At 64.7% G+C, this 25549-nt stretch carries 26 protein-coding genes, 1 tRNA gene and 1 pseudogene; 12 read left to right on the forward strand and 16 right to left on the reverse strand.

Features of this window, described 5'->3' with window-relative positions; translation table 11 throughout:
- Positions 1–2: 2 nt before the first annotated feature.
- Positions 3–719, forward strand: a pseudogene (gene istB, locus CDQ92_RS20090) (IS21-like element helper ATPase IstB); the annotation flags it as partial.
- Positions 720–1254: 535 nt separating this feature from the next.
- Here istB and CDQ92_RS20095 read toward each other — a convergent pair.
- The 3 genes from CDQ92_RS20095 to grxC form a co-directional block, all read right to left on the reverse strand.
- Positions 1255–1331, reverse strand: a tRNA-Arg gene (locus CDQ92_RS20095).
- A gap of 49 nt (positions 1332–1380) precedes the next feature.
- Positions 1381–1854, reverse strand: coding sequence for a DUF1178 family protein (locus CDQ92_RS20100; protein WP_088444051.1), 474 nt, complete (start codon positions 1852–1854; stop codon positions 1381–1383).
- 2 nt (positions 1855–1856) lie between these two features.
- Positions 1857–2117, reverse strand: coding sequence for a glutaredoxin 3 (gene grxC, locus CDQ92_RS20105; RefSeq protein ID WP_088444052.1), 261 nt, complete (start codon positions 2115–2117; stop codon positions 1857–1859).
- A 410-nt stretch (positions 2118–2527) separates the two neighbouring features.
- Here grxC and CDQ92_RS20110 point away from each other — a divergent pair, with 410 nt between their 5' ends.
- Positions 2528–3379, forward strand: coding sequence for a class I SAM-dependent methyltransferase (locus tag CDQ92_RS20110; RefSeq protein WP_158213918.1), 852 nt, complete (start codon positions 2528–2530; stop codon positions 3377–3379).
- On the opposite strand, the gene CDQ92_RS20115 is transcribed toward CDQ92_RS20110, so the two are convergent.
- On the reverse strand, positions 3376–3804 hold the full coding sequence (locus CDQ92_RS20115; protein ID WP_088444053.1) for a (deoxy)nucleoside triphosphate pyrophosphohydrolase: 429 nt from the start codon (positions 3802–3804) through the stop codon (positions 3376–3378). The genes CDQ92_RS20110 and CDQ92_RS20115 overlap by 4 nt on opposite strands.
- Positions 3805–4180: 376 nt before the next feature.
- On the opposite strand from CDQ92_RS20115, the gene CDQ92_RS20125 reads away from it, so the two are divergent.
- The gene (locus CDQ92_RS20125; protein ID WP_088444054.1) at positions 4181–4348 is read left to right on the forward strand and encodes a Flp family type IVb pilin; all 168 of its coding nucleotides are present in this window, start codon (positions 4181–4183) and stop codon (positions 4346–4348) included.
- 83 nt (positions 4349–4431) lie between these two features.
- Here CDQ92_RS20125 and CDQ92_RS20130 read toward each other — a convergent pair whose 3' ends face one another.
- The 4 genes from CDQ92_RS20130 to CDQ92_RS20145 all read right to left on the reverse strand — a co-directional run bounded on the left by CDQ92_RS20130 (position 4432) and on the right by CDQ92_RS20145 (position 9830).
- Entirely contained in the window at positions 4432–5943 is a 1512-nt protein-coding gene (locus CDQ92_RS20130; RefSeq protein WP_088444055.1) for a M48 family metalloprotease, read from the reverse strand.
- A gap of 152 nt (positions 5944–6095) precedes the next feature.
- On the reverse strand, positions 6096–7043 hold the full coding sequence (locus CDQ92_RS20135) for an acetyl-CoA carboxylase carboxyltransferase subunit alpha (protein ID WP_088444056.1): 948 nt from the start codon (positions 7041–7043) through the stop codon (positions 6096–6098).
- Between the two features lie 10 nt (positions 7044–7053).
- A complete protein-coding gene (locus CDQ92_RS20140; RefSeq protein ID WP_088444057.1) occupies positions 7054–7983 on the reverse strand; it encodes a tyrosine recombinase in 930 nt (309 codons plus the stop codon).
- Positions 7984–8012: 29 nt separating this feature from the next.
- The gene (locus tag CDQ92_RS20145) at positions 8013–9830 is read right to left on the reverse strand and encodes a hypothetical protein (RefSeq protein WP_088444058.1); all 1818 of its coding nucleotides are present in this window, start codon (positions 9828–9830) and stop codon (positions 8013–8015) included.
- A 127-nt stretch (positions 9831–9957) separates the two neighbouring features.
- On the opposite strand from CDQ92_RS20145, the gene CDQ92_RS20150 reads away from it, so the two are divergent.
- Positions 9958–10536, forward strand: coding sequence for a shikimate kinase (locus CDQ92_RS20150; RefSeq protein WP_088444059.1), 579 nt, complete (start codon positions 9958–9960; stop codon positions 10534–10536).
- Entirely contained in the window at positions 10524–11630 is a 1107-nt protein-coding gene (gene aroB / locus CDQ92_RS20155) for a 3-dehydroquinate synthase (protein ID WP_088444060.1), read from the forward strand. The genes CDQ92_RS20150 and aroB overlap by 13 nt, the downstream gene beginning before the upstream one ends.
- A 46-nt stretch (positions 11631–11676) precedes the next feature.
- Here aroB and CDQ92_RS20160 read toward each other — a convergent pair whose 3' ends face one another.
- Both CDQ92_RS20160 and CDQ92_RS20165 read right to left on the reverse strand, forming a co-directional pair.
- Positions 11677–12213 carry a GNAT family N-acetyltransferase gene (locus tag CDQ92_RS20160; RefSeq protein WP_088444061.1) on the reverse strand — a complete coding sequence of 179 codons (537 nt, stop codon included), beginning with the start codon at positions 12211–12213 and terminating at the stop codon, positions 11677–11679.
- A gap of 31 nt (positions 12214–12244) precedes the next feature.
- A complete protein-coding gene (locus tag CDQ92_RS20165; RefSeq protein ID WP_229667010.1) occupies positions 12245–12793 on the reverse strand; it encodes a hypothetical protein in 549 nt (182 codons plus the stop codon).
- Between the two features lie 102 nt (positions 12794–12895).
- Here CDQ92_RS20165 and CDQ92_RS20170 point away from each other — a divergent pair, with 102 nt between their 5' ends.
- On the forward strand, positions 12896–13291 hold the full coding sequence (locus tag CDQ92_RS20170; protein ID WP_088444062.1) for a hypothetical protein: 396 nt from the start codon (positions 12896–12898) through the stop codon (positions 13289–13291).
- Between the two features lie 3 nt (positions 13292–13294).
- On the opposite strand, the gene CDQ92_RS20175 is transcribed toward CDQ92_RS20170, so the two are convergent.
- Positions 13295–14185, reverse strand: a complete 891-nt coding sequence (locus CDQ92_RS20175) for a metal-dependent hydrolase (protein WP_088444095.1) — start codon at positions 14183–14185, stop codon at positions 13295–13297.
- A 57-nt stretch (positions 14186–14242) separates the two neighbouring features.
- On the opposite strand from CDQ92_RS20175, the gene CDQ92_RS20180 reads away from it, so the two are divergent.
- Entirely contained in the window at positions 14243–14842 is a 600-nt protein-coding gene (locus CDQ92_RS20180; protein WP_088444063.1) for a TetR/AcrR family transcriptional regulator, read from the forward strand.
- Between the two features lie 64 nt (positions 14843–14906).
- Here CDQ92_RS20180 and CDQ92_RS20185 read toward each other — a convergent pair whose 3' ends face one another.
- Positions 14907–15362, reverse strand: a complete 456-nt coding sequence (locus CDQ92_RS20185) for a PA2169 family four-helix-bundle protein (protein ID WP_088444064.1) — start codon at positions 15360–15362, stop codon at positions 14907–14909.
- A gap of 299 nt (positions 15363–15661) precedes the next feature.
- Between CDQ92_RS20185 and obgE the strand changes: the two genes are divergently transcribed.
- Together obgE and CDQ92_RS20195 are read left to right on the forward strand one after the other, a co-directional pair.
- On the forward strand, positions 15662–16711 hold the full coding sequence (gene obgE, locus CDQ92_RS20190; RefSeq protein WP_088444065.1) for a GTPase ObgE: 1050 nt from the start codon (positions 15662–15664) through the stop codon (positions 16709–16711).
- Between the two features lie 50 nt (positions 16712–16761).
- The gene (locus tag CDQ92_RS20195) at positions 16762–17568 is read left to right on the forward strand and encodes a MipA/OmpV family protein (RefSeq protein WP_088444066.1); all 807 of its coding nucleotides are present in this window, start codon (positions 16762–16764) and stop codon (positions 17566–17568) included.
- Between the two features lie 34 nt (positions 17569–17602).
- Here CDQ92_RS20195 and CDQ92_RS20200 read toward each other — a convergent pair whose 3' ends face one another.
- Positions 17603–17929, reverse strand: coding sequence for a 1-deoxy-D-xylulose-5-phosphate synthase (locus CDQ92_RS20200; RefSeq protein WP_088444067.1), 327 nt, complete (start codon positions 17927–17929; stop codon positions 17603–17605).
- A gap of 285 nt (positions 17930–18214) precedes the next feature.
- Here CDQ92_RS20200 and proB point away from each other — a divergent pair, with 285 nt between their 5' ends.
- The 3 genes from proB (at position 18215) to sppA (ending at position 22459) form a co-directional block, all read left to right on the forward strand.
- The gene (gene proB / locus CDQ92_RS20205; RefSeq protein ID WP_088444096.1) at positions 18215–19321 is read left to right on the forward strand and encodes a glutamate 5-kinase; all 1107 of its coding nucleotides are present in this window, start codon (positions 18215–18217) and stop codon (positions 19319–19321) included.
- A gap of 178 nt (positions 19322–19499) precedes the next feature.
- Positions 19500–20399, forward strand: coding sequence for an NAD-dependent epimerase/dehydratase family protein (locus tag CDQ92_RS20210; RefSeq protein WP_088444068.1), 900 nt, complete (start codon positions 19500–19502; stop codon positions 20397–20399).
- 77 nt (positions 20400–20476) lie between these two features.
- Positions 20477–22459, forward strand: a complete 1983-nt coding sequence (gene sppA, locus CDQ92_RS20215) for a signal peptide peptidase SppA (RefSeq protein ID WP_088444069.1) — start codon at positions 20477–20479, stop codon at positions 22457–22459.
- 129 nt (positions 22460–22588) lie between these two features.
- On the opposite strand, the gene CDQ92_RS20220 is transcribed toward sppA, so the two are convergent.
- From CDQ92_RS20220 to CDQ92_RS20230, 3 genes are all read right to left on the reverse strand, one after another.
- Positions 22589–23491, reverse strand: coding sequence for an alpha/beta fold hydrolase (locus tag CDQ92_RS20220; protein ID WP_088444097.1), 903 nt, complete (start codon positions 23489–23491; stop codon positions 22589–22591).
- A gap of 68 nt (positions 23492–23559) precedes the next feature.
- The gene (locus tag CDQ92_RS20225; protein ID WP_088444070.1) at positions 23560–24192 is read right to left on the reverse strand and encodes a trimeric intracellular cation channel family protein; all 633 of its coding nucleotides are present in this window, start codon (positions 24190–24192) and stop codon (positions 23560–23562) included.
- A 6-nt stretch (positions 24193–24198) separates the two neighbouring features.
- Entirely contained in the window at positions 24199–25536 is a 1338-nt protein-coding gene (locus CDQ92_RS20230; protein ID WP_088444071.1) for an amidohydrolase, read from the reverse strand.
- Between the last annotated feature and the right edge of the window lie 13 nt (positions 25537–25549).

The raw sequence follows: 25549 nt of genomic DNA on the forward strand, positions 1-25549 counted from the left end.
CGATGCAGCGGCATGACATGATCGAGGCGATGCGCGGGCTTGGGCTCAAGGGCATGGCGGGCGCGTTCGACGATGCGGTCACCACCGGCCTTCAGCGCCAGCGCACCACGATGGAGATACTGACCGACCTTCTGCGCGCGGAAGCAACACATCGCCATGCTGCCTCGATCCGATACCGGATGGCGGCCGCCAGGCTGACGGTCGTGAAGGATATCGATGCGTTCCGGTTCGAGGGCACACCGATCAATGAAGGCCTGGTGCGTTCGCTTCACAGCGGCGCGTTCCTGCCCGCTCGGCGCAACATCGTCCTGGTCGGCGGCACGGGCACCGGCAAAACCCACCTTGCCATCGCCATCGCCGCCAATGTCGTTCGCTCGGGTGCGCGAGGCCGCTACTTCAACACCGTCGATCTGGTGACCCGCCTCGAAGAGGAGGCCAGAATCGGCAAGAGCGGCGCTCTCGCCGCCCAGCTATCCCGCCTCGACCTGGTCGTGCTCGACGAACTGGGATATCTGCCGTTCGCCCGCTCAGGCGGCCAACTGCTGTTCCATCTGGTCAGCAAGCTCTACGAGCAGACCAGCGTTATCATCACCACCAACCTCGCGTTCGGGGAGTGGCCAACGGTGTTCGGCGATCCCAAGATGACCACCGCGCTCCTCGATCGTGTCACTCATCATTGCGATATCGTCGAGACCGGCAATGACAGCTGGCGCTTTAAAAAACCGCAGCTGATCGCCCCCGCTGACTTCCGAATAAGAGATGCTTTGCGCTGCGCGCGCCTCCGGTCGGGCTCCGCCCTCCCTACGCCGCGCGCAGCGCAACGGCGCGTGTCCGATCAACCTTGCGCCATCGTGTAAGGGGGTCCCTTTTGCGCGCCGATAGGGGGTCCCGTTTGCACGCCGATTGACAGGATAGCTGCCGATTACGCGTTGTGTTTGCTTGCCGCCGATCCGGCCACGCCAGAGAAACAGCTTTTCCCCGTTGACCTTCACGCGGAAGGTTAGAGGCGTGCCGGGGTCACTGAAGTCTTGATAGCGGCCGTTCGCTTTCGCGGTTCGGCACAGGTTGTCGGTCAATTTCATGGTCGGATTTTCCAGTCAAAGTCTCATCAGACATGAGCTTATCAAATCCGGATTTGACGCGGCAATATTCGCGTGCGCCTAACGAATTGTGCTCAAACTGTGCTCGATGGAACAATCATAATTTGGTGCCCGTCAATGGAGCATCCACAAATCGTTCAAAACATGTGAGAAATGGTGCACCCGACAGGATTCGAACCTGTGGCCCCCAGATTAGGAATCTGATGCTCTATCCTGCTGAGCTACGGGTGCGCCGCGGCTCGTGTAGCGGCGCCGCACGCGCAGCGTCAATTGGGCCGGATCAATTTACCGCGTCGGGCGGGACGATTGGCACGAGCAAGGGCATCGCCGGGATCCCGTCGTCGCGCAGCGCCTGCGCCTCCTGCGGCGAAGCCTGGCCGTGGATCAGATCCTCTGCTGTGCGGCCTTCGTGCATCGCGCGCGCCGCGTTTGCAAAATCGCGCCCGACCCAGCGCGATCGGGGTAGCATCTCGGCCTGTTTCGCTGCAATTTCGGCTATGACTTTGCGTACCAGTTCGGGCGAAATTTCGCCCGCTGTCGCGGCATTGTTCGGACTGGTCGACGCTTTGACTGTCAACTGGTTCGACTTGGCGCCCACGCGCGGAGCCATCACAGCTTTTTTCACATCGCTGTCGCCACACACCGGGCAGCCGATCAGCCCGCGCGCCTGCTGGTCGGCAAAGGCGTCGCTGCTCGCGAACCACGCTTCGAAACGATGATCTCCGGCAGCGCAGCAAAGATCGAAAACGATCAAGGTCAGGCGATCCCCAACAGCGAGTCGAGCCCGCCGCGCGCGTCAAGCGCCGCCATGTCGTCGCTGCCGCCGATATGTTTGCCGTCGATAAAGATTTGCGGAACCGTGCGTGCTCCCCCCGCACGCTCGACCATCGCATTGAACCCTGCGCGATCCATCGTCACGTCGATTTCCTGATATTCGGCGCCCTTGCGATCGAGCAGCGCTTTCGCACGCGAGCAATAGGGGCAGAGGAATTTTGTAAATACTTCGATCTTTGCCATGCGGCTATCCTGTCATGATGTGGTCGGACATATCGGAATCCAACGAGGCAAAGTCAAATATGTTGCTTGTCATCAGTGCGTCGGGAACGACGCGCGCCCATGTGAGAGCCGCCACCCGTTTCGCTTCGCTGCGCCGCAACACCCTGAGCATAATGGTTCGAGCAATGCGAGCAGGCCGGGCCATCGAAAAATCAAGCGCTGTCCAGCAGGTCAGCAAAACTGCCGGTCCTCGCCGACACTGACGCCGCAGCCGGGGCGGCGTGGGAGTAGTGCATAGTCGGCGATGGTCCCACTACGGCGCGTAGGTGGCACGACCAACGCGCCGTCGCCGCCGCATTTTCTTCGACATCACCCATTATTGCCGCCATCGACGACTTGTGCCGCATCCTCTGCGGCGGCACAAGCGGCGCATGTCGCATTCGCCACGCCCGCTCTTTTCGTCCGCGCGCCATCGTGCCCAGCGCGACCGGATGGTGAACGTACCAGCCTCGGCCAATTTTCTGGCGCCGGTCATCGCCGAGACGATCGTAGACCGGCTAGCGATGGTGACGCGCGCGTTTTCGCGTATCCTGTTGATCGGCGCGCATGATCCGGCGCTGACGGCGCACTTGCGCGGCATTGCCCATGAGCTGACGATTGTCGAAGCCGGACCGCGTCTGGCGGCCCTTACTGGCGCAATGGTTTGCGAAGCGGACAGCATCGACCTGCCTTTTGCCAGCTTCGACCTTGTCGTCTGGCCGGGCGGGCTCGACAGCCTCAACGATGTTCCCGGCGCGCTTGTCCGACTGCGTGCCTTGCTCGCTCCGGATGGACTTCTCCTCGGCGTTTTTGTGGGGGACGGCAGCCTGCCGCGCTTGCGCCGCGCGGTCATGGCCGACGGCGTGCGCACCATCGCCCGGATGCACCCGCAGATCGACCTTTCGGCGATCGGCAATCTGCTCCAACGCGTCGGCTTTACCCTGCCCGTCGTCGATGTCGAGGCGCTGACCGTTCGCTATGGCGACTGGCTGGCATTGGTCCGCGATCTCAGGGCGGGCGGCATGGCGAGTCGGCTTGACCCGGCGCCACCACCGCTGACCCGTACGGAAATTGCCAGCATCACGGCTGCCTTTGCCGCACAGGCCGACGCCGACGGCCGCGTCGCCGAAAGCTTTCGCCTCGTCCATTTCAGCGGCTGGGCGCCCCATCCGGACCAGCCACAGCCGGCCCGGCGCGGCAGCGGCAAAGCCTCGCTCGCCGCAGCGCTGAAGCCCAAAGCCTAAATCAACGCTTCGAGCAGACCGATCAGCGGCTTATCCGCTGGCGGCATGGCCAGTCCGTAAAGGTCGACCGGGCGCACCCAGCGGAGCGCGCTCGCATGTCGTGCGAGAGGCGTACCGCGCCATTTACGACAAACATATAGCAACAAGAGCAGGTGCCGATCCCCCAGCATGTCGCTCGCAAAGCAGGCGGGCGCGAGGCAGGCTTGTTCGACATCAATGCCCAATTCTTCGGCGAGTTCGCGGATCAGCGCCTGTTCTGGCGTCTCACCCGGCTCGATCTTGCCGCCCGGAAACTCCCATAGCCCGGCCATTGGCAATCCGTCGGGCCGCTGTTGGACAAGCAGGCGACCGTCGCGATCGACGAGCGCGGCGGCAACTACGACCAGGTCACTTTTTGGCGGTTTTCCCGGGTTGGCGACGGACAAATTGTTAACCTTCCTGTGCGAACATGGGCATCCTCGGGAACTATATTTCAGTCAGGGGTGGAACAATGCGCAATCTTTACAGGCTGATGCGGTCGACCAGGGCCGCCACAGCCGTCGAATATGGGCTGATACTGGCCCTCATATTTCTTGCCGCCGTCAGCACTATCACCGAGGTCGGTAATTCTACCACGACAATGTGGGACAAAGTTTCGACGTCTGCGACAAACGTCATGTGATCCACTGTCCGATTATGGGAACCCGGCGACGATTTATCCTGGTTCCGTCATTAAGATTTTCAAAACCTATTCGCCTTAAACCAGTCAGTGTTGACCCAGACCAGACCGTCAACAGGGTAAGTGAAATCAGGAGACCAGTCATGAAGTTCATCAAAAAGTTCGTCCGCGATACCAAGGCCGCTACCGCCATTGAATACGGCCTGATCGCCGCTCTGATCGCCGTCGCCGGCATCACGGCCATGGGCGCGGTTGGCAACAGCGTCGAAAGCACCTTCCAGAAGGTGGATAACGGACTGAAGACGACCTAATAAAAACGGCCGACCGGATTTGCGGTCGGAAAGGAAAAGAGAAAAGGGCGGTGGCAACACCGCCCTTTTTTGCGTCCGATGTCTTACCGGCTGGCGTACACGACGATCTTGACCCTCTGCCCCGGCGTCAACCGGCTCGATGCGGTCAGCCGGTTAAGCACCTGAAACCGCTCGGCCTGATAATCATTGTACGCCATGCGCCGCGCCAAGCTGGCCATCGTGTCGCCGCGCCCTACCGTCACCACATCGATCCGCCGCGGCCTGATCGCCGCCGCTTCGGCCGCACTCAGCCGCCGGACGCTGTTGAACATCGGGTTGAACACGCCGGTGCCGCCCGCCTTCGTCAACGTAACGAAGTGAAACGCACTGCTCCGCGAAAACTCATACGCGAAAACCGTCACATCGACCTGCCCCGACTGGCTGGCGACGCGCGCCGTCGAATAAAAGGCAGGAAGCCCATTCACCGTCGTCCGCTGGACCGCACTGGGGCTGATTGCCGAATTGCCCGCGACCGATTTAAACGCGGCGGCGATATAGGCATTCATGTCGCCGCTGTAGGGTCCGGTGGTGAACTGGGCTTGCCCGCCATTGCCGCTGACCGACACCGCGGTGGTACCATTCTGCATGCCGTATCCGCGCGGCACTTCAAAACGCAGACGCAGATCGGGGTGTAGAAACTGGTTACCTTCGACGACGCCCTGCGCCGGATCGTCACCGTAAAGGACATTGTCGATGGCGGCGAGGAAGGCGTCGGCATTCCGCACGCCGCCGGTGCCGCCGACACGGCTCGCCAGCGTTTGAGCGTTGCGGACGCGCGAGGCGGGGTCGGGGTGCGTGCTCGCCCACGCCGGCAGCGACCGTGCGTCGCCGCCCGACAGCCGCGCATCAAGATTGGTCTGGTTGGCGAGACTCGCGAGCATCGTCGAGAGCGCCAGCGGGTCGTACCCCGCGCTGCGTAGATATTGAACGCCGAGCTGGTCGGCCTGTAATTCCTGGCTACGCGAAAAGCCCAGCGTTGCAAACTGTGCGACCCGCATCGCGTTATTCTGGAGCAGGCCACCGAGTCCGCCAATCACGCCGCCGCTGTCGCCGATTGCGCCGCCGAGTACGGCGCCCAGCACTCCCAGAATCTGATTACGCGTCGCCGCCGACTGGCGCTTTTTGCTGTGCTGCGCGGCGACATGACCGACCTCATGCCCCAGTACCCCGGCGAGTTCGGCCTCGTCGTTCATCAGCGCCATCAACTGGCGCGTGACATAGACATAGCCGCCGGGGATCGCGAAGGCGTTGTTCACGGGCGAGTTGAGCAAAGTGACGGTAAAATCGCTGCGCGCATTCGACAGCCCCGATTGCAGCGCGATATTCTGTCCGACGCGGACGGCATAGGCCGCTTGCGGGCCGTTATACGCACCGCCAAATTCGGCCATCAGCTGCGGATGCGCTTCATCGCCCTGCTTGCGTTCGGACGGCGAAATGTTGGTCGCCGTCTTGATCGCTTTGAGCTGAGCGTCGGCAACGCCGGTCAAAGCGAGACTGCCGAGCGCCGCCGTCGCCGCCAGCTTGATTGCCAGGCTGTTTTTCTTGATTTTGCTCATCGCTGCGCCTCCCACATGCCGTTCGTTACCCAAGGAATATCCCCTATTCGCCACGAGGCAAGCCGTGGCGCGCCCGCGGCTTGCCAGCGACGCGGCCAGTATCTTGACGATGAACGCTAATCCCCGCGATCGGGTTCCGCTATTGCGGCGCGTCAGGCGCGCCCCATTGCGAGGAATTTCTCCTCACGCGCGGCAAGGACTGCGTCGCGCGGCATACCAGACAGGCTGTCGAGTTCCTGTGCGATCGCATCGCCGAGCGCGGCAATCGCCATGTCGGGATCGCGATGCGCCCCGCCGACGGGTTCGGGAACGATGCGATCGATGATCTTCAGCCCGAGCAGATCCTGCGCCGACATCTTCATCGCCGCCGCAGCATCGGCCGCCTTGTCCGACGTCCGCCACAGGATCGACGCGCAACCTTCGGGTGAAATCACCGAATAAACGGCGTGTTCGAACATCAGCACGCGGTTCGCGGCAGCGAGCGCGATTGCGCCGCCCGAGCCGCCTTCACCGACGATCGCCGCAACCATCGGCACGCCGAGCGCCAGACATTGTTCGGTCGAGCGCGCGATCGCTTCGGCTTGACCGCGTTCTTCGGCTTGGATGCCCGGAAAGGCGCCCGAGGTATCGACCAGCGTGATCACCGGCAGGCCAAAACGGTCCGCGAGCTGCATCAGGCGGATCGCCTTGCGATAGCCCTCGGGCTTGGCCATCCCGAAATTATGCTTCATCCGCGACGGGATATCGTCGCCCTTTTCATGGCCGATCACCATCACGCGGCGGCCGCGAAAGCGCGCCAGCCCGCCCAAAATCGCCTGATCGTCGCCGAAGTTGCGGTCGCCGGCGAGCGGCATCCAGTCGTCGAACATCTCGGCGACGTAATGTTTGAAATGCGGGCGGTCGGGATGGCGCGCGACCTGCGTTTTTTGCCAGGCCGTCAGCTTGGTGTAGATATCGCGCAGCAATTTCGAGGACTTATCCTCCAGCCGCGCGATGTCATTGTCGATATTGAGCGTGGGGTCGTCCCCCATCTCGCGCAATTCGGCAATTTGCCGATCGAGCGCGGCGACCTGTTTTTCGAAGTCCAGAAAGGCTGTCATCGTCGGACCGCTAAGCCGATGGCGCCGCAACGTCAACGTCTGGCGACTCCGGTCGGGCGTCCATGTGCGCGAGCGGGTGGCGGCGATTGACCAGTTCGACGAGGCGCCGGCTGTCGACATGGGTATAGATCTCGGTCGTCGCGATGTCGGCATGGCCCAGCATCAGCTGCAATGCGCGAAGGTCCGCCCCGCCCTCCAGCAAATGGGTGGCAAAGGCGTGGCGCAGCACATGCGGGCTGACCGCGATCGGATCGATCCCCGCGCGGGCCGCCAGATCGCGCAGCATCTGGAACAACCGGACGCGCGAGACATGGCTTTTGCCCGACGGGAACAGCCAGAGCGAACCGTACGCCAGCAGCGGAACCCACCGGTCGAGCGCGCCGCGCGCCCGATCCGACAACGGAACCAGCCGCTCCTTGTCGCCCTTTCCCCGCACGATCAGATACTCGCGCTCGCCCGCGATCGCGCGCCGCGGCAGTGCCACCAACTCGCTCGCGCGCAGCCCCGAACCATAGAGAAGTTCGAGCAGCAACAGCATCCGCACCGCGCGCGCAGGCGGCGCTTCGCCTGCAGCGTCCTCTTCGGCCTGCGCGAACAGCCGCTCGACATGCTCATGGGTCAAAATGCGCGGCAGCGGGCGGCGCGTCGTCGGCCGTGCAATATCGAGCGCGGGATTGTCGGCGCGGTCGCCTTCGTCGAGCAGGAAGGCAAAGAACTGCCGCAGCGCCGACAGTTTGCGCGCCGCGCTGCTAGCCGCAAGCGACTGATAATCTGCCATCAATCGGCGCAGCGCCGCGACGTCCGCATCGGCGATCGGGCCTTTGATCCATTCGGCCGCTTGCTCCAGATCGCGGCGATAGGCGGCGAGCGTGTTTCGCGCCGCGCCGCGCTCGGCGGCCATCATCTCCAGAAAACGGTCGATCGCTGCCCCGTCAGACATCGTCTGACTGCGCCATCGACCGCTCAGACTCAGACACGCACCAGCGCTTCGGCGGCGATCATCCGCGCTTCGGACGCCAGCCCCACCTCGCGCAGCGCGCGGACGATATAATAGAGATGATAGGGCGGCACTTTCGACCATTCGCCCTGCATTCCGGCGGCGGCGAGCAACGCCACCATGCCCGGCTCGCGCCGCTCGGCGGCCGCCATGATCGCGCGCGACCACCGCGTCTGCTTGCCCAGATCGACTTCGAGATCGCTCGCCGCCGACGCCGCAGCACCCGTTTCGATCCGCCCGAGGCCCGCCAGTCCGGCGAGCAGAAATTTCGAGCGCAGATAGCCGGCGCTATCGTCATCGCCCGAAAACTGCCCGACGGTGCCAGCCGTCGTGCCGTTGAGCGGCCGCGGCGACCCGACCGCCAGCACGCCCCACGCGCGGCTGCCCACCGTCACCTTCGGCACCCAAGCGATGGCATTGACGTCGTAACCGCCAGCCAGCATCGACCCCAGCAATTGCCAGGGATCGCTCCCGACATCGGTGCTCACTGGCAATGCGGCGGCGGCGCGCGCGGTCGAAACCATCGCGGCGTAGCTCTGCACGGGTGTTGTTCCAGCACCCCAAAGCCCTTGCATCGCGGCATGGCGTTCACCGCCATCGGCCGCACCAAAGGCCGCCCGCAACTGGTCGGTCTGCGCCGCAAGTGCCTCCGCGGGCTCTTCCTCACTCGCCGCCGCGCTCAGCAAAGACACATAGGCTTCGCTCGACAGCACGCCGCGCGCCGCCGCCTCGGGCGCCGCAGCGACGCGATTCGCCATTTCGGTCATCGGCGCGAGCACCGTCCAGCCCTTCATATTGGCCGGGGCCGACGTGCGAACGGGTTCGGGGACGGGGACCGCCGTCGCGGTCGCCATCCCGAACCGCCAGCTGGTCAGCCGGTCGACATTATCCCATTCGATCGTCGTCGAGCGGCGCCCGCTGCCGGTTGCGCCGAGCACACGTTCGGTAAGCAATATGTCGAAATTCGAAATCTTGCCGCTCGACCGGACGCGCCCGATCGCCCAGCCCGCCGGCCCCGCCTCGCCCGACAAGCCCGAACAGATCGCCGACGCCAGCCGCCATGCCTGCTCGTCGCCATGGGCCAAACCCGCCGGAACATACGGACACATCCCTGCCGGATCGGCGTTGGCCAGATAGGTCTGCTGCGCCGTAGCCACGAGGCGCGGGCTCGCGCGATCATAATCGACCGCCTGGACGATCCAGCGGGCCGCGATCGATTCGCCCATCCGCAAAAGCAGCGATGCACGATCGGCGGCCAGATCGGCGCCGTTAATCGTATCGGGGGTGTCGATTGCCGAAACGAGAGCGCGGCGAAGCAGGATCTGGCCCCAGCGCGACGCAAACTGGCCGTTGGTGCGGCGCATGATTGCCGCGGCATATTGGCCACGCACGCCAAAGGCATCGGGAGCGAGTCCGCCGGTTTCGGGAGTCAGCGGCCCGATGCGGGTCAGCAGGCGGCGGGCGCCCGGCGGTAGGTCGTATTTCAGCGTGCCAGGGCTGACCTCTTCGCCGTCTTCGCCCTCTTCGTCAGCGGCGTCGGCGGCCGTTCCGGCAGTGTCGGTGGCGCCCACCGTGGAGGTGACAGGCGGTGGGGTCGTGCCGTTTTTCGGTGCCGATGTCGGCGCGGGGGTTTGCGACGGCGTTGGCGTGGGGCGCGGCGCCGGGGTGTCGGCAGGATTGCCAAAGCCTTCGGGCAGCAGCGATTCCTGCGCGAGCGCGGGCAGCACCAGCGCGGCGGCCAGCGCAGTACCCGACAGGGCGAAGGTCAGCGTCAGCAGTTTTTTCGTCATCGCGCTGCGCTTTCGCCAATCTTGTCGGCCACGTCCACCTCAATCCTTCGCGCCCGATTGAACGGGCCTTCGTTGATCGGCGAAAACCGTTGTTCCGCGCGTCCCGGGCGGTATAGCCCCGCGCACCATGTCGCGAAACCCGAAAAGCCCGGCTGCTGCCAATCCCACATCGATCCGCGACCGGTCGATCGTGCTTGTCGGATTGATGGGGTCAGGCAAATCCACTGTAGGCCGCCGCCTTGCGGGGCGGCTCGGAATGCGTTTCGCCGACGCCGACGACGAAATCGAACGCGCCGCCGGGATGACGATCGCCGACATTTTCGAACGTTTTGGCGAAGCGCATTTTCGCGACGGCGAGCGGCGGGTGATCGCGCGCATGCTCGCGGGCAAACCGATGGTTCTGGCGACCGGCGGCGGCGCGTTCATTAACCCCGATACACGTGCGCTGATCCTGCGGGACAGCCTGTGCATCTGGCTCGATGCCGACATCGCGACATTGGTTGAGCGCGTCGGGCGCCGCAGCCACCGCCCCCTGCTCAAGAACCGCGACCCTGCCGAGGTGCTGCGCGAACTGGCGGCGGTCCGCAACCCGATCTATGCCGAGGCGCATCTGCGCATCAGTTCGGCGAGCACCCCGCACGATCACACCGTGCGCGCGATACTGGAGGCGCTGTCAAAATGGGAAGATCCGCAATGGAACAGCTGACCGTTGACCTTGGCGCCCGCAGTTATCCGATCCTGATTGGCGACGGGCTGATCCGCAGCATCGGCGAGCATGTCGCGCCATTATTGAAACGCCCGCGGACGATGATCGTCACCGATGCCCATGTCGCCGATCATTATCTGGTCCCCCTCGGCACCGCGCTGGCGATGGAGAATATCTCCTTTTCGTCCTTCGTCCTCGACCCCGGCGAAGCGACGAAAAGCTGGGCCGGGCTCGCTCGCCTGACCGAATGGCTGATCGGCGAAGGGATTGAACGCAGCGACCATGTCATCGCGCTTGGTGGCGGCGTGATCGGCGACCTTGTCGGCTTCGCATGCAGTATCGTCAAGCGCGGCTGCCAATTCATCCAGGTGCCAACCACATTGCTGGCGCAGGTCGACAGCAGCGTCGGCGGCAAGACCGCGATCAACGTCGCCGCGGGCAAGAATATGATCGGCGCTTTTCACCAGCCCGCGCTGGTCGTGATCGATCCGACGACACTCGAGACGCTGCCGCGCCGCGACTTGGCCGCAGGATATGCCGAAGTGATCAAATATGGCTTGATCGACGATGCCGCTTTCTTCGCCTGGTGCGAAGCGCATGGCGGGGCGCTGCTCGCGGGCGACAGCGCCGCCCGGCACAAGGCGATCGCCCATAGCGTCGCAGCGAAGGCCCGCATCGTTGCCGCCGACGAACGCGAGACGCAGGACATCAGGGCATTGCTCAACCTTGGCCACAGCTTCGGTCATGCGCTCGAGGCCGCGACGGGCTATTCCGACAAACTGCTGCACGGCGAGGCCGTGGCCGCTGGCATGGCGCTCGCTCACCGTTTTTCGGCAGTGCAAGGTCTGTGCCCGGGCGCCGATGCCGACCGCGTCGCCGCGCATCTCGCCGCGGTCGGCTTGCCGAACGATCTGGCAAGCGCGGGGGTCGAAGCCGACGGCGCGGCGCTGGCCGCGCATATGGCGCATGACAAGAAGGTGCGCGGCGGCAAATTGCCGCTGATTCTGACCCGCGGCATCGGCCAGAGCTTCGTCACCGACGAATTTGGACTGAAAGTCGTCGGCGAATTTCTGGAACGGGAACGGACACGCTAGCAACGCCAAGCGAAAATTTGGTCCGTATCGCCATTGGCAATCCGGGCTAAAGCGATCCGCCGCGCCTCCGAGAATAGATCGCCACGACATGCCCCAGCGTATCGCTTTCGCCGATGCACCGGAATCCCAGCTTGGCAGCGACGCGCTCGGACGCATCATTGCCGGGATCGATAATGCACCGCACCTCGGGCGCATCAAGGTTGGCGTCCGCCCACCCCAATGCAGCTGTCATAGCTTCGGTCGCAAATCCGGCACCCCAGTGATCGGCGTCAAACGCCCAACCTGCCTCGGGCAAGCCCTCCAGCTCGGCTATGCCGCGCCCGAAATAGGACAGGCCACCCATTCCGACGAGCGCGTCGGTCGCCTTGTCGGCGAATACCCAATAACCAAAGCCCATCACCGGCCATAGTCCGGCCGCGCTCAAAAACTTCCCCCAGCTGACATCGGGCGCGCGCGGTTCGCCGCCGATAAAGCGCGTGACCCGTCCATCGGCCCACATGGCGACATGATGATCCTTATCGGCCAGCCGCCCGGAGCGCAGGCGGAGGCGGGTGGTTTCGATGACGGGTGCGACGACAGGCATGGCGCGGATGTGCCGAAGCGCGGCAGGCGGGTCAATCGGGGTTCAGAAAATGGTCGAACAGGTCGTGCAGTACGGCAGTGCCATCGACCTGCGCCTTCGTCCGCATCACTGCGAGCGTATCGACACGCGCCAGCACATCGACATGCTTTAGAACCACCTGGTAATGAGGCCGGTCCGAAAAGTCGTGAAACAGCAAGATGCAGTCGGGTTTGCAGTGGATGATTGCCTGCAACAGGCACGCGACGCGAAAGCGCCCGTCGATCAGCACCGCATCGGGGCTGCCGCTCATCCCGCGCCAGATCTGGCTGTGATACCGCGGCCAGTCGCGCAGGCGACTTTCGTCGGTTGGATAGCCCCATTCGCCGACTGTCCCGATGTCGGCGTGGAACGGCGTGAACTCCACCGCTTCGCCCGCAATGTTCGCCTGCACTTTGGCCAACCAAGCGGGATCGCTGTCCACACTGACGATCCGCCGCACCTGCCGCGCCGCGACCAGCGTACTGCCGCCGCAGCCGAATTCGAGCAGCGACGATAGCCCCGCCAACTGTAGCTCGAGCTGCGTGACTTCAGCAGCGGTCATTTGTGGTTGCATGGCCCCTCCGCCCGCAGGGGGATATGGGACCGCGGCCAGCGCGTCCAGCCCGGCGTTGGCGGGCGTGCGCGGGACTGATAACATCGCGTCATGTTGACGCCCCTCTGGCCGCAGCGCCTGCTCGCCCTTCCCTTTCTGATCCTCGGCGCCTGGTGCCTGGTTGCGCCGCACATGGTCGAACGCCTGGGGATCAGTCCCGAATATCAGCATCTCAGTACGACGAGCGCGCTCTTGATGGGCTGTTTCGGGGCGCAGGCGGTGCTCGGCGGGCTGTTCATCGCGTTCAGCCGCTGGACGCGCAGCACCTTCCTCATCTACGGCGCAGCGCTGCTGCCCTTTTTCTGGTTCAACTATTATTTCGTGTTCGTCGTGCCGGTGATGACGCGTTTGATGGCGATCGACCTCGTCTCGAACCTGTTCATGCTCGGACTCTGCGTCTGGGGCTACCGCATTGCACCGCGGGCGCTCGTCGCTACCGACGACTGATTCTCAAGCCGCGGCGGCGACCATATCCGGGCCCGACGCCAGCGTGGGCATGACCGCGTCGACATAGTCGCTTTCATATTTCTGGATCAGCGCGCGATCATCGTGGTTCCACGGGTGGAAACCCGGCAGGAAATAGCTGAGCCACGGCAGGAAGCTCTTGCGCAGCACCCCCGGCGACCCGAGCAGATACCACCAGATGCGCGCCGTGACGCGCCAGCCGGTCAGCCCGTCCTGCTTGAGCAGATTCTTCATGCCCTTGATCCGCTTCGGCCAGAAGCGGCTGGTGACGAGCAGCATCATGATCGACTTGGCGCGCCAGCGCTTGAACCGGCTCCAGTCTTTGGTCGCGTGCAGCCAGGTGTCGTAGGCGACGCCCTTATGCTCGATCTCTTCGATTGCGTGCCATTTCCACAGCGCTGCCCATTCGGGCTCGGCGCCCGCATACATGCTTTCGTCGCGCAGCATCACCGATGCCATCATCGCGGTATAATGTTCGAGCGCGATCGTCGCCATCAGGTTGACGATCTGGGGGCGCTGCTTGATCAGGTCGAGCACTTGGTTGACGTCGGCTTCCAACTCGCTGAGGTCGTAACCTGCTTCGGCCGCTTTCTTGTTGAACACGACATGCTCGCGGCTGTGGATCACTTCCTGCTGCGTAAAGGCGCGGATTTCGCGCGCCAGCTTGTCGGGTACGCCGCCGCGGTGCGCCTTCACCGCTTCGATGAACATCGCCTCGCCGCGCGGGAAGGTTACCGACAGCGCGGTGTGGAAAGCCGACGCGATCGGGTCGCCGTTCAGCCACCAGCGACCCTGCTTGTCCTCACGGCCAAAGCGCATGTCGCGCGGCGTGATCGACAGGTCAGCGGGGGTCGGGGAGAGGGAAAGGCTGGACATATGGTTCATACCGTCGAAAAGGGGCGATGGGGAAATATCTAGGGTTTACTTACAAGCATGTCAATAGTGAAGAAGCGTCTGAGTCCTGAGGAGAGCCGGTTCGTTGCTCTGCAGGCCGCGCGCGAAATTTTGATCGAAACCGGGCCGGCGGCGGTGACGCTGAAGGCGGTCGCGGGACGCATCGACCGAACCCACGCCAATCTGCTCCACCACTTCGGCAGCGCGGCGGGGCTGCAAAAGGCGCTCGCCGCCTATCTCGCCGAAACCGTGTGCGCGACGATCGGCGAAAAAATGGCCGCATCGCCCCCGGGCGAACGCAATGTGCGCGAAATCGTCGACCTGGCGTTTGACGCGTTCGACAGCGGCGGCGCGGGAGCGCTCGCCACGTGGATGGCGGCGACAGGCAACGATGATGCACTCGACCCGATCGTCGATGCGATCCACAAGCTGATCGACGGCATGGCGCCCGACGCGCACGAAAAGCGCCTGATGCATGAGGACACGCTGGCGCTGGTGCTGATGGCGCTCGGCGACGCACAGCTCGGCGGCGCAATGGCTGAAGCGCTCGGCCTGCCGCGCGACACCGCGCGCGCGCTGGCGTGCGAGTTGATCACCGGACGCATCGCCAACTTCTGGGCGGCGCAAAAACCGAAATAGAAACGGCGGCCCCGCATGTCGGGACCGCCGTTTCCATACTTCTCCGGGAGGGCGGGAGAAGGTCTTAGCTGGCGTTCAGCTGATGCTTGAGCGCCGACATCTGGTCATGGCCGTCGCGGACCGAGGCAAAGCTGCTCTGGATCAGCTGCTGCACCGCCGGATCAAGATCGCCGTCCTTCAGCGCGCTTTCAAACTTCGCCTTGATGTGATCCTCGCCGCGCTCGACCTCGGCAACAACCGCTGCGTCGTCGCGATCGCCGGTCAGCGCGTCGCGCAAACCCAGGAACGCACGGTGCGCCGATGCGAGCACGGTGCCATCGTCTTCGGGATTGCCGCCAAGTTCGCGCACCTTGGCCTGAAACGCCGAGACAATCGTCTGGCGCTCATTGGCACGGTTGAGAAAGAGGTCGCGAAACTGCGCTGCGTTGGCTTCTTCGGCGGCCTTGCGATAGCCATCGACGCTATCGAGCGTGGTGGCGATCAGCGAATTGAGAGTGCTGACATTCTTGTTGTCAAACATTTGAAATCCTTTCAGGAAAATTCTGGCGCAAGCATCGTGCGATGCCTTACCCACCCAACGAGCAGCCGTCCGTAAAGTTGCGTCGGCTTGGCGCTGCGCCAGCCCATTTCGTCGACCCGATCGCGGATGCATCACAAAACTGGCCATTTCGGCGCGCTGCGACTAAGGGGTGCGCAACCCAATCACATAGTTCGTGCCGAGCGACGTCGCCAAGGTGACGCCGCCACATGAATAAGGACCATCGCCGACGCCGCTTCATGCGATGCGAAACGCGATGTCTTCCGCTCCAAAGGCTTCCCATGCATTTCCTCGACCAAGCGAAAATCTACATCAAGTCCGGCGACGGCGGCCCCGGTGCAGTCAGCTTCCGGCGCGAAAAATATGTCGAATATGGCGGCCCCGACGGCGGCAATGGCGGCAAGGGCGGCGACATCATCTTTGAAGCCGTCGCCGGGCTCAACACGCTGATCGACTTTCGCTACACCCAGCATTTCAAGGCCAAGCGCGGCACCCCCGGCGCGGGGCGCGATCGCACCGGCGCGGGGGGCCCCGACCTCGTAATCCAGGTGCCGATCGGCACCCAGATCCTCGACGACGACGAAGACCGCAGTCTGCTCGCCGACCTGACCAAGGAGGGCGAAACGCTCGTCTTCCTGCGCGGCGGCGATGGCGGGCGCGGCAACGCATCGTACAAGACGAGCACCAACCGCGCCCCGCGCCAGCACGGCCCGGGTTGGCCGGGCGAGGAGAAGTGGGTGTGGCTGCGGCTCAAGCTGCTCGCCGACGCGGGCCTAGTCGGGCTGCCCAACGCGGGCAAATCGACCTTCATCAACGGCGTCACCAACGCGCAGGCGAAGGTCGGCGCTTACGCCTTTACCACCCTGCGCCCGCAACTTGGGGTGGTCAGTCACAAGGGCAATGAGTTTGTCGTCGCCGACATCCCCGGCCTGATCGAAGGCGCCGCCGACGGCGCCGGGGTCGGCGACCGCTTCCTCGGTCATATCGAACGCTGCCGCGTGCTTCTCCATCTGGTCGACGCCAATGACGAGGATGTCGCCACCAGCTACCGCATCGTCCGCGACGAGCTTGAAGCCTATGGCGCCGATCTTATCGATAAGCCGGTGATCGTCGCGCTCAACAAGATTGACACGCTCGACGATGAACTGGTTGCGGCGCTGTCGGCCGAGCTTGCCGAAGCCAGCGGCGCGCCGGTGATGGCGCTGTCGGGCGCGAGCGGTGCGGGTGTGCCTGCGATCCTCGACAAGCTGCTCGAAATCATCGGCCCTGAAAAACGCCCCGTCGTGCGCAACGACGAGGGCGAAGAGACGACCGACTGGTCGCCGGTTTAGGAACCTAAACGGGGCGCGCGCCTTGTAGCATAAACAACAAGGAATTCCGGATGTTCTCGCCCCATCGTGCGATCAAGTTTCTGCTCTGCGCTGCCCCCATTCTCGGAGTCGCCGCTCTTCCTGCCGATGCGCAGGAAGCGGCCAGCGGCTCCGAAAAGCGCACCCGCGTTATCCTTGGGCCGCAACTGTCACCGTCATGGCCCGGATCGAAAGATCTGTCGTTCGGCCCCTATATCGATGTCTCGCGCGAGCGCGCCGGAACCGACTTCACCTTCGAGGCCGCCGACGAGAGCTTTGGCGGACCGCTCATTCAGTCCGGAAACTTTGCTTTCGGACCGGCGCTGGGCTTCATCGGCAAACGCACCGCCGCCGACATTGGCGCCGACCTGCCCAAAGTCGGCTTTTCGTTCGAGGCCGGCGGTTTTGCACAGGTGTCCCTCACGCCCGCAATTCGCGTCCGCGTCGAAGGCCGCAAGGCGCTGAGCGGCCACAAAGGCTGGGTCGGCGAATTGAGCGCGGACTATATCGCGCGCGAGGGCGACGACTGGCTATTCTCGATCGGCCCGCGCGTCACGCTGGGCGATGCCAAATACGCCAACGCCTATTTCGGCGTGACCCCCGCCGCCGCCGCGACCTCCGGCCTGCCCGCCTATGATACCGACGGCGGGATCCAGTCGGTCGGCGTGACCGCCGGCTATCACCGAATGCTCGGGCGGAACTGGGGCGTGGCCGTATATGGCCGCTATGATCGACTGGTCGGCGATTCGGCAGACTCGCCGGTGACGCGCCAACTCGGCAGCCGCAGCCAGCCGTCGGTCGGTGTTGCCCTCAGCTACACCTTCGGCGGCGGCCGCTAATCAGCTTGCCTGCCGTGACGGCCGTAATCGACCATCAAAGGCCATACGCCACAGCTTCGCCGCGAATGGCTTTCCAATATTCGTCATGCACGTCGGCATCGATTTCGACGGGCTTCGAACTTGAGGGGTATAGCCGGTCCCGACCATCCTTTCGCGGCCCGGAGATCCAAAACTGGTCACCAGTTTCAGCGTCAAAGTAGTTGGCCTTGAAGCCGTCACCTCCCAACCGCTGAAAAGTGCGGCCCTGATAATGGATCGATTGGCCTGATTTGGAAAATGTCATGCGACCGATCCGCGCGGGGCCATTGAGGCCAGCCGACTTGTCTTCGATATACATGATCCGGGTTTTCTTGGCGCTCATCGCTTCGCTCTCCGTCCACCCTCACTATCAGCGCGACGGCAGCTTTCCACCCCAAAACTGACATCCCCACCCGCAAAAAATAGCGTTTTCCTACATCATTCCGGTGACATAACCTCCACAACAACCTGCCGCGCTTTCCCCGCCATTCGCGTCGCCCCGGACGGTCCGGTCCTTGCGGGGTCGATGCAGTGACAAGTACGACAACCTTGGAAGTAAATTACGTCAACCGACGCCATCATGACATTCGCATTGGCGATGACGGTGCATCGCGCTATCGGCGGCGCGATGAGCCTGTTCCCCCCCGCCACCTGTTCGCGTCTGATCGTCAAGATCGGGTCGGCGCTGCTCGTCGATCCCGATGGTGCAGTGCGGCGTGACTGGCTGGCGGGCATCGCCGCCGACATTGCAGAACGGACCCGCGCCGGCCAGCAGGTCGCCGTCGTTTCGTCGGGCGCGATCGCACTTGGCGCGCGGCGGCTGGGACTGGCGAAGGGCGGGCGCGGCACTTTGGAAGATGCGCAGGCGGCCGCGGCGACCGGGCAGATTGCGCTGTCGCAGGTGTGGGCCGAGGTGCTGGCCGCTGAAGGGCTGACCGCGGCCCAGATATTGGTGACGCTCGACGATCTGGAGGACCGGCGGCGTTATCTGAATGCTGCGGCGACGCTCGACCGGCTGCTCAGCCTCGGCGTCGTGCCGATCATCAACGAAAATGACAGCGTCGCAACCGAGGAAATCCGCTTTGGCGACAACGACCGTCTGGCGGCGCGCGTCGCGCAGGCGGCGGGGGCGGGCGGTGTCGTGCTGCTGTCCGACATCGACGGACTTTACGACAAGAACCCGGCACTGCCGGGCGCCAATCATATCGAGCGGGTCGAACGCATCGATGCCGCGATCGAAGCGATGGCCGACACCGGATCGGCGTCGGGCATGGGATCGGGCGGCATGGTGTCGAAAATCGCTGCGGCACGCATCGCCAATGCCGCGGGCGCGCATCTCGCGATCGCCTCGGGACGCATCGACCGGCCGCTGTCGATCGCCGCGCGGCACAGCCTGTTCGTCGCCGAAAAAGGCGCCAACGCGCGCAAGGCGTGGCTCGCGGGCGGGCTGACCGCCAAGGGGCGGCTGACGATCGACGCCGGAGCCGCCCGCGCGCTGCGCGGCGGCGCCAGCTTGCTCGCCGCCGGGGTCCAGGCCGCAACGGGCAGCTTCGCGCGCGGCGACGTCCTCGATATCGTCGGTTCTGACGGTGTCGTGATTGCGCGCGGGCTTTCCGAATATCCCGCAACCGATGCTGCGACGATTGTCGGCCTCGGCCGCGACGCGCAGGAAGCCGCGCTCGGCTATGCACCGCGCAGCGCGATGGTCCACCGCGACCATATGGTGCTGCTGTGAAAATCCACTTCCAGACCCTCCCCACTTGTGGGCAGGGGAACCGCTGCGAAGCGGTGGTGGAGAGATTTGACGTCCTCGCTCAACGTCGCGCGCCCACGCGCGCCCCCTGCGTCAGCGGCTACGCCGCTGCCACCTCCCCGCGAGCGGGGAGTATCGAAATTTGACCACTGTCCTGGCGATGACCGGGGCAACCGGCTTCGTCGGCGGCGCGACGATGCGGCAAGCGGTCGAGCAAGGCTGGCATGTCCGAGCCCTCACCCGCCGCCCCCAGCCCGAGCGCGCAGGCGTGACCTGGATCGCGGGCGCGCTCGACAAGCCCGACAGCCTTGCCGAAATGGCCGCGGGCAGCGACGTCGTGATGCACATTGCGGGGGTGGTCAACGTCCCGACCCGTGCTGCGTTCGAGGCGGGCAACGCCACCGCGACCCGCCAAGTCATCGATGCCGCACGCGGCGCCAGCGTAACACGCTTCATCCATGTCTCGTCGCTGGCGGCGCGCGAGCCCGGCCTTTCCAACTATGGCTGGTCGAAGGAACGCGCCGAAATCATTGTGCGCGACAGCGGCCTCGATTGGACGATCGTCCGCCCACCCGCGGTCTTCGGCCCGGGCGATACCGAAATGCTCGACCTGTTCCGCATGGCACGGCGCGGCATCGCGCTGTTGCCGCCCACCGGCCGCATGTCGGCGATCTATGTCGATGACCTCGCGCGCCTGCTCGTCGCGCTCGCCGCCGATCGCGATGCCAGCATTGGTGCCGTTTATGAACCCGACGACGGCAAGCCCACCGGCTGGTCGCACCGCAGCTTTGCCCGCGCGATCGGGCGTGCGGTGGGACGCAGCCATGTTTCGACCCTCGCAATCCCACGGTCCGTGCTCAAGGCGGGTGGGCAGATCGACAAACTCGTCCGCCGCGGCCGCGCCAAGCTGACCCCCGACCGCGCGCGCTATATCGCGCACCCCGACTGGGTCGCGACCGCGGGCGCGCACCCGCCTGCCGATCTGTGGCGCCCGGAGCGGGAAACCGACGACGCGCTCGCCGAAACCGTGCGCTGGTACCGCCGCGAAGGCTGGCTGTGATGTCGCCGATAGGGCCACATGACCCGCCGGTCGAAGCGTGCATTGCCAACGGCGAGCCGCATCCCTAGATCTGCGACATGACCGAAACCACCGCCAACACTCCGAAAGATCCCGCCGGCCCCTGGGCGATCCCCGTGCGCCGCCCGCTCCCTGGCGACGACAAGCCGCGGTCGAGGACCAGCTTTCCGCGCAAAGTGTGGAATCTGCTCGTCGGGATCAAGGACGCGCTCGCGCTGATCTTCCTGCTGCTGTTCTTCGTCGCGCTGTTCGGCCTCCTCGCCGGCCGCCCCAACGCGGGCTTGCCGGTCAGCGAAGGCGCGCTGCTGATCGAACTTGACGGCGTGGTCAGCGAACAGCCTGCCGAAGTCGATACCTTCACCGCATTGTCGGGCAGCGATCAGCTCAAGGAAATCCGCGTCCGCGATGTCGTTCATTCGCTCGAAACCGCCGCGAACGACAAGCGCGTGACCTCGGTCGTCCTCGACCTTGATCGGTTCCTTGGCGGCGGGCAGGTCTCGCTCGCCGAAATCGGCAGCGCAATCGACAAGGTTCGCGCCAAGAAAAAACCGGTGCTGGCCTTTGCCACCGCCTACACCACCGACAGCTACCAGATCGCATCGCACGCCAGCGAAGTGTGGGCCGACAGCATCGGCGGCGTTGCGATCGCCGGCCCCGGCGGATCGCGGCTTTATTACAAGGGCTTGATGGACCGCTTGGGCATCACCGCGAACATCTACCGCGTCGGCACCTTCAAAAGCGCGGTCGAACCCTTCCTGCGCAGCGATCAGTCGCCCGAAGCGAAAGAAGCCAATCTCGCCTATGCCAGCGTGCTGTGGGAAAATTGGCTGACCGACGTCAAAAAGGCGCGTCCGGCGGCCAAGATCGACGCCTATATTGCCGATACCGCGGGCGCGGTGCGTGCGGCGGGCAATGACCTGTCCAAGGCATCGCTCGACGCAGGGTTGATCGACAAGCTCGGCAGCCGCATGGCGTTCAACACCCGTGTCGCCGAAATCAGCGGCGCTTATGACGACAGCAAGCCGTGGGAATATAATGCGATCCCGCTCGAAAACTGGGTCGCCGCGAATCCGCCCGAACTGAAGGGCAGCGCGATCGCGGTTGTCCCCGTCGTCGGCGAGATCGTCGATGGCGAGGCGCCGACCGGCATCGCTGGCGGCACCACCGTCGCCCAGCATATCCTCGACGCGGCGTCCGACAGCAGCACCAAGGCGATTGTCCTGCGCGTCGATTCGCCCGGCGGGTCGGTTCTGGCGTCCGAAGAAATTCGCCAGGCCTTGCTCGCCGCGAAGGCGAAGAAATTGCCGATCGTCGTGTCGATGGCCAATGTCGCGGCGTCGGGCGGCTACTGGGTGTCCACCCCCGCTGACCGCATCTTCGCCGAGCCCGAGACGATCACCGGATCCATCGGGGTGTTCGGCATCCTGCCCAGCTTCGATCAGGCGCTCGCCAAGATCGGGGTCACCGCCGACGGCATCGCAACGACGCCGCTGTCGGGACAGCCCGACGTGTTCGGCGGCGTCAACGACGAGTTCAACGCGCTGGCGCAGGCGAGCGTCGAGGACGTCTATGCCCGCTTCACCGGGCTGGTGGCGAAAAGCCGCAAACAGTCGCTGGAGAAGGTTCAGGCAGTCGCCGAAGGGCGCGTATGGGCGGGCGGCACCGCGCGCCAGCTGGGCCTGGTCGATCAGTTCGGCGGCCTGCCCGACGCGCTGGCAGCGGCGGCGAAACTCGCCAAGGTCGATGGCGACTTCCACGCCAAATATTATGAGGACGAGCCGAGCGCATTTTCGAAAATGCTCGCCAGCTGGGGCAAGGGCGAAGAAGAAACCGCCGCCGCGCCGCGCGGCTGGTTCGGCATCGCGGCAATGAACCGCCAGCTGACCGAACGGCGGCTGATGCAGGATATGGCGCTGCTCACCCAAACCGGGTCGGTGCAGGCATCATGCCTCGACTGCCGCGGCTATCTGCCCGCCGTGCCGCGTCCGGGCAAGGCCGAGGCGAAGGGGTTCTTTGCGATGATGGCGCTGCTCCTGAAGTAATCGTCGTCATTGCGAAGAGCGAAGCGACGCGGCAATCCAGAGTGGCGTAAACCGCCTTGGATTGGTTGGCCTACGGCCGCCTTCGGCCCGCTTCGCTCGCAAGGACGCTCATTGAAAGCTGGGCGTTCGTTACGCCGCGACGACCCCAGCCTTTGCATGCCCCGCAATTGCGTCGGCCAGCGTATCGACCAGCGCGAGCGGCAGGTCATGCCCCATGCCCGGGATCGTCAGCAACTGCGCCCCGGTGATATTGTCAGCGGTGTCCCGTCCCGCGGCCAGCGGCACCAGCGGATCATCCTCGCCATGCACCACCAGCGTCGGCGCGGTGATCGATTTCAGCAGCGCCCGCCGGTCGCCATCGGCCACGATCGCCGCCATCTGCCGCGCGACGCCCTGCGGATACCAGCCGCGTTCGAAATCGGCACGGACGCGGCGCTGTAATCGCTCCTCGGCCGCGGGGTAACCCGGACTACCGATCACCCGCGCGGCGCGGACTGAATAGGCGATCATATCCTCAGGATCGCCGCTCATCGGGCGGTTCGCCAGCACCTGCATTGCTTCCTTGCGCGCCCGCGGCAGGCGGCGGTTGCCGGTGCTCGACATGATCGAGGTCAGCGACAGGGTACGATCGGGATAGCGCGCCGCGATATGCTGCGAAATCATCCCGCCCATCGACGCCCCGACGATATGCGCGCGGTCGATCCCGAGATGATCGAGCAGCGCCATACCGTCGGCGGCCATGTCGGCGAGCGTATAGGCGGGGCGCACCGGCAAGCCGATCGCCGCCTTCACGAACATCCATTTCAGGTTCGGCACCCCCGCCGCCTCGAAGCGCGTCGACAGCCCGACGTCGCGATTGTCGTAACGGACGGTGCGAAATCCGTGGGTGTTCAGCGCGTCGACGAACTCGTCGGGCCACAATGTCAGCTGCCCGCCCAGCCCCATCACCAGCAGTATCACGGGCGCGTCGCGCGGCCCCTTGTCTTCATAGGCGATATTGATGCCGTTGGCGGTCGTCTGTGCGATGGTCATGGTGCCGGAAATCCTTTGGCCGATTTCCGGCACCATGGCGCAGTTGACGCGAACGTCAAGTCGGGCGCCTAAGCGCCGGTTTTTGGATCGCGATAGGCAGGGAGTGCGAGTGACCAGCGGATCGCCGCGCCGCGCAAGGCAAAGCCGGCAATCGCACCGATCACCGCCGCAAACGGGGTGCCGACGCCGAGCCACAGCAATAGCAGGAACAGCCCCGACGCCAGCGCCGCCGCGGTAACATAGATTTCGGGGCGCACGATGATCGACGGCACTCCCGCCAAAACGTCGCGGATGATCCCGCCGACGCAGCCGGTGATTACCCCCATCAGCAATGCGGGCATCGGCGGCACGCCCCACGCCATCGCCTTGGCAGTTCCGAACACGCTGTACGCGGCGAGCCCGACCGCATCGGCCCATTCGAGCAAGCGCCCCTGCCACCAACGCTCAGGCGTCGACCAGACGATCAGCGCGATCGCAATGCAAACCACCGAAATCGCCTCGTCCTGCACCCAGAACACCGGAGCGCCGATCAGCAGATCGCGCACACTGCCGCCGCCAACCCCCGTGAGCAGCGCAAAGAAGCTCGCCGTGACGAGCGTCTGGCGCAGCCGCACCGCCATCAGCGCGCCCGACAGCGCGAACACGCCGATACCCGCCAGGTCGAGCAGGCGGACGATCAGCGCGTTGTCGAAATCGAACATCGGCGCCTATTTCGTCCCCGGCCGCACCCCGCCGATGACCGACAGGACGATCGCCGAAACCGCCCCGCGGATCACTGGCTCAGCCTGGGGGGCAAAGAAGGGCGAATGGTTGGTCGGTATTGGCTGACCCTTCGCCTTCAGATCGGCGAGCACCGCGGGGTCATAGCCGCCGACCGCGAAATAGAGCGACGGGATGCCCGCACCGACAAATTCCGAATAATCCTCACTCGCCGATACCGGCGGCGCGCTGGCGGGCGCGAACAGCAATTTTTCGCCGAACACCGGCTTGAGGATTGCAAAGCCGTTGGCGGCCATCGATTCATCGTTCACCAGGCTGGCGGTGCCAGTCAGATAGGTGATCGTCGGCTCGGGCGCATTGCCCATCATCGCCGCCGCCTTGGCCGACCGCTCGGCGCCTGAACGCAGCAACTGGCGCACCTCGGGGGTCAGCGAGCGGATGTTGACCTTCACCTCGGCGCTGTCGGGAATGATGTTGGGAGCGCTGCCCGCATTGATCGCGCCGATCGTCAGCACGCCGAACGCATAAGGATCCTTTTCGCGGCTGATGACGGTCTGCACATCGGTGACGAAGCGCGCCGCGATCGGGATCGGGTCGAGCGCCGCCGACGGCATCGAGCCATGACCACCGCGGCCGTGAAAGGTAATCGAATAACTGTCGGAGGCCGAGAAAGCGGTGCCAGCCTTGATCCCCACCGTCCCCGTCGGGCCGTTCAGCACATGCGCGGCAAAACCATAATCGGGCTTGGGAAAGCGCGTCAGCAGCCCGTCGTCGAGCATTGCTTTTGCGCCCTTCAATATCTCCTCTGCGGGCTGACCGATCAGGACGACCGTCCCCGACCAGCTGTCGCGCATCGCGGCGAGCGCCTGCGCGACGCCGACGAGATAGGCGACGTGGGTGTCATGGCCGCACGCGTGCATGACCGGCACATCCTTACCCTCATACGTCGCCCGCGCCTTGCTCGCCCAGGCGAGGCCGGTCTTTTCCTCCATCGGCAGCGCGTCCATGTCGGCGCGGATCAGGATCGTCGGGCCGTCGCCGTTCTTCAGCACGCCGACGACGCCGGTGCCGCCGACCTTTTCGGTCACGGTGAAGTCCGCCTTGCGCAGCTGTTGCGCCAATATGCCCGCGGTGCGCACCTCCTGCATCCCGAGTTCGGGGTTCTGATGCAGATCGCGATACAGCGCGTCGAGCGCCGGATAATTTTTGTCGAGCAGCGCGGTCAGCCGCGCGTTGGCGGCATTGAGGTCGGGCGCCGCCTGCGCGCTCGTCGCGGTGAGGGAGAGGGTCAGCGAAGCCGCTGCCCAGAGCCAATGCTTCGCCATAATCTCTCTCCCC

It is taken from the genome of Sphingopyxis bauzanensis (assembly GCF_002205675.1).
GTDB lineage: Bacteria > Pseudomonadota > Alphaproteobacteria > Sphingomonadales > Sphingomonadaceae > Sphingopyxis > Sphingopyxis bauzanensis.

Coding starts and splice junctions, on each gene's coding strand:
- CDQ92_RS20185 (WP_088444064.1), bottom strand. CDS start 15,362: ATGTTTGACAACAAGAATGTCAGCACTCTCAATTCGCTGATCGCCACC.
- CDQ92_RS20195 (WP_088444066.1), top strand. CDS start 16,762: ATGTTCTCGCCCCATCGTGCGATCAAGTTTCTGCTCTGCGCTGCCCCC.
- CDQ92_RS20175 (WP_088444095.1), bottom strand. CDS start 14,185: ATGTCCAGCCTTTCCCTCTCCCCGACCCCCGCTGACCTGTCGATCACG.
- CDQ92_RS20130 (WP_088444055.1), bottom strand. CDS start 5,943: ATGAGCAAAATCAAGAAAAACAGCCTGGCAATCAAGCTGGCGGCGACG.
- grxC (WP_088444052.1), bottom strand. CDS start 2,117: ATGGCAAAGATCGAAGTATTTACAAAATTCCTCTGCCCCTATTGCTCG.
- proB (WP_088444096.1), top strand. CDS start 18,215: ATGAGCCTGTTCCCCCCCGCCACCTGTTCGCGTCTGATCGTCAAGATC.
- CDQ92_RS20135 (WP_088444056.1), bottom strand. CDS start 7,043: ATGACAGCCTTTCTGGACTTCGAAAAACAGGTCGCCGCGCTCGATCGG.
- CDQ92_RS20220 (WP_088444097.1), bottom strand. CDS start 23,491: ATGACCATCGCACAGACGACCGCCAACGGCATCAATATCGCCTATGAA.
- CDQ92_RS20225 (WP_088444070.1), bottom strand. CDS start 24,192: ATGTTCGATTTCGACAACGCGCTGATCGTCCGCCTGCTCGACCTGGCG.
- CDQ92_RS20230 (WP_088444071.1), bottom strand. CDS start 25,536: ATGGCGAAGCATTGGCTCTGGGCAGCGGCTTCGCTGACCCTCTCCCTC.
- obgE (WP_088444065.1), top strand. CDS start 15,662: ATGCATTTCCTCGACCAAGCGAAAATCTACATCAAGTCCGGCGACGGC.
- CDQ92_RS20170 (WP_088444062.1), top strand. CDS start 12,896: ATGTTGACGCCCCTCTGGCCGCAGCGCCTGCTCGCCCTTCCCTTTCTG.
- CDQ92_RS20110 (WP_158213918.1), top strand. CDS start 2,528: ATGTCGCATTCGCCACGCCCGCTCTTTTCGTCCGCGCGCCATCGTGCC.
- CDQ92_RS20200 (WP_088444067.1), bottom strand. CDS start 17,929: ATGAGCGCCAAGAAAACCCGGATCATGTATATCGAAGACAAGTCGGCT.
- CDQ92_RS20180 (WP_088444063.1), top strand. CDS start 14,243: ATGTCAATAGTGAAGAAGCGTCTGAGTCCTGAGGAGAGCCGGTTCGTT.
- CDQ92_RS20150 (WP_088444059.1), top strand. CDS start 9,958: ATGTCGCGAAACCCGAAAAGCCCGGCTGCTGCCAATCCCACATCGATC.
- aroB (WP_088444060.1), top strand. CDS start 10,524: ATGGAACAGCTGACCGTTGACCTTGGCGCCCGCAGTTATCCGATCCTG.
- CDQ92_RS20125 (WP_088444054.1), top strand. CDS start 4,181: ATGAAGTTCATCAAAAAGTTCGTCCGCGATACCAAGGCCGCTACCGCC.
- CDQ92_RS20160 (WP_088444061.1), bottom strand. CDS start 12,213: ATGCCTGTCGTCGCACCCGTCATCGAAACCACCCGCCTCCGCCTGCGC.
- CDQ92_RS20165 (WP_229667010.1), bottom strand. CDS start 12,793: ATGACCGCTGCTGAAGTCACGCAGCTCGAGCTACAGTTGGCGGGGCTA.
- CDQ92_RS20145 (WP_088444058.1), bottom strand. CDS start 9,830: ATGACGAAAAAACTGCTGACGCTGACCTTCGCCCTGTCGGGTACTGCG.
- sppA (WP_088444069.1), top strand. CDS start 20,477: ATGACCGAAACCACCGCCAACACTCCGAAAGATCCCGCCGGCCCCTGG.
- CDQ92_RS20140 (WP_088444057.1), bottom strand. CDS start 7,983: ATGTCTGACGGGGCAGCGATCGACCGTTTTCTGGAGATGATGGCCGCC.
- CDQ92_RS20210 (WP_088444068.1), top strand. CDS start 19,500: ATGACCGGGGCAACCGGCTTCGTCGGCGGCGCGACGATGCGGCAAGCG.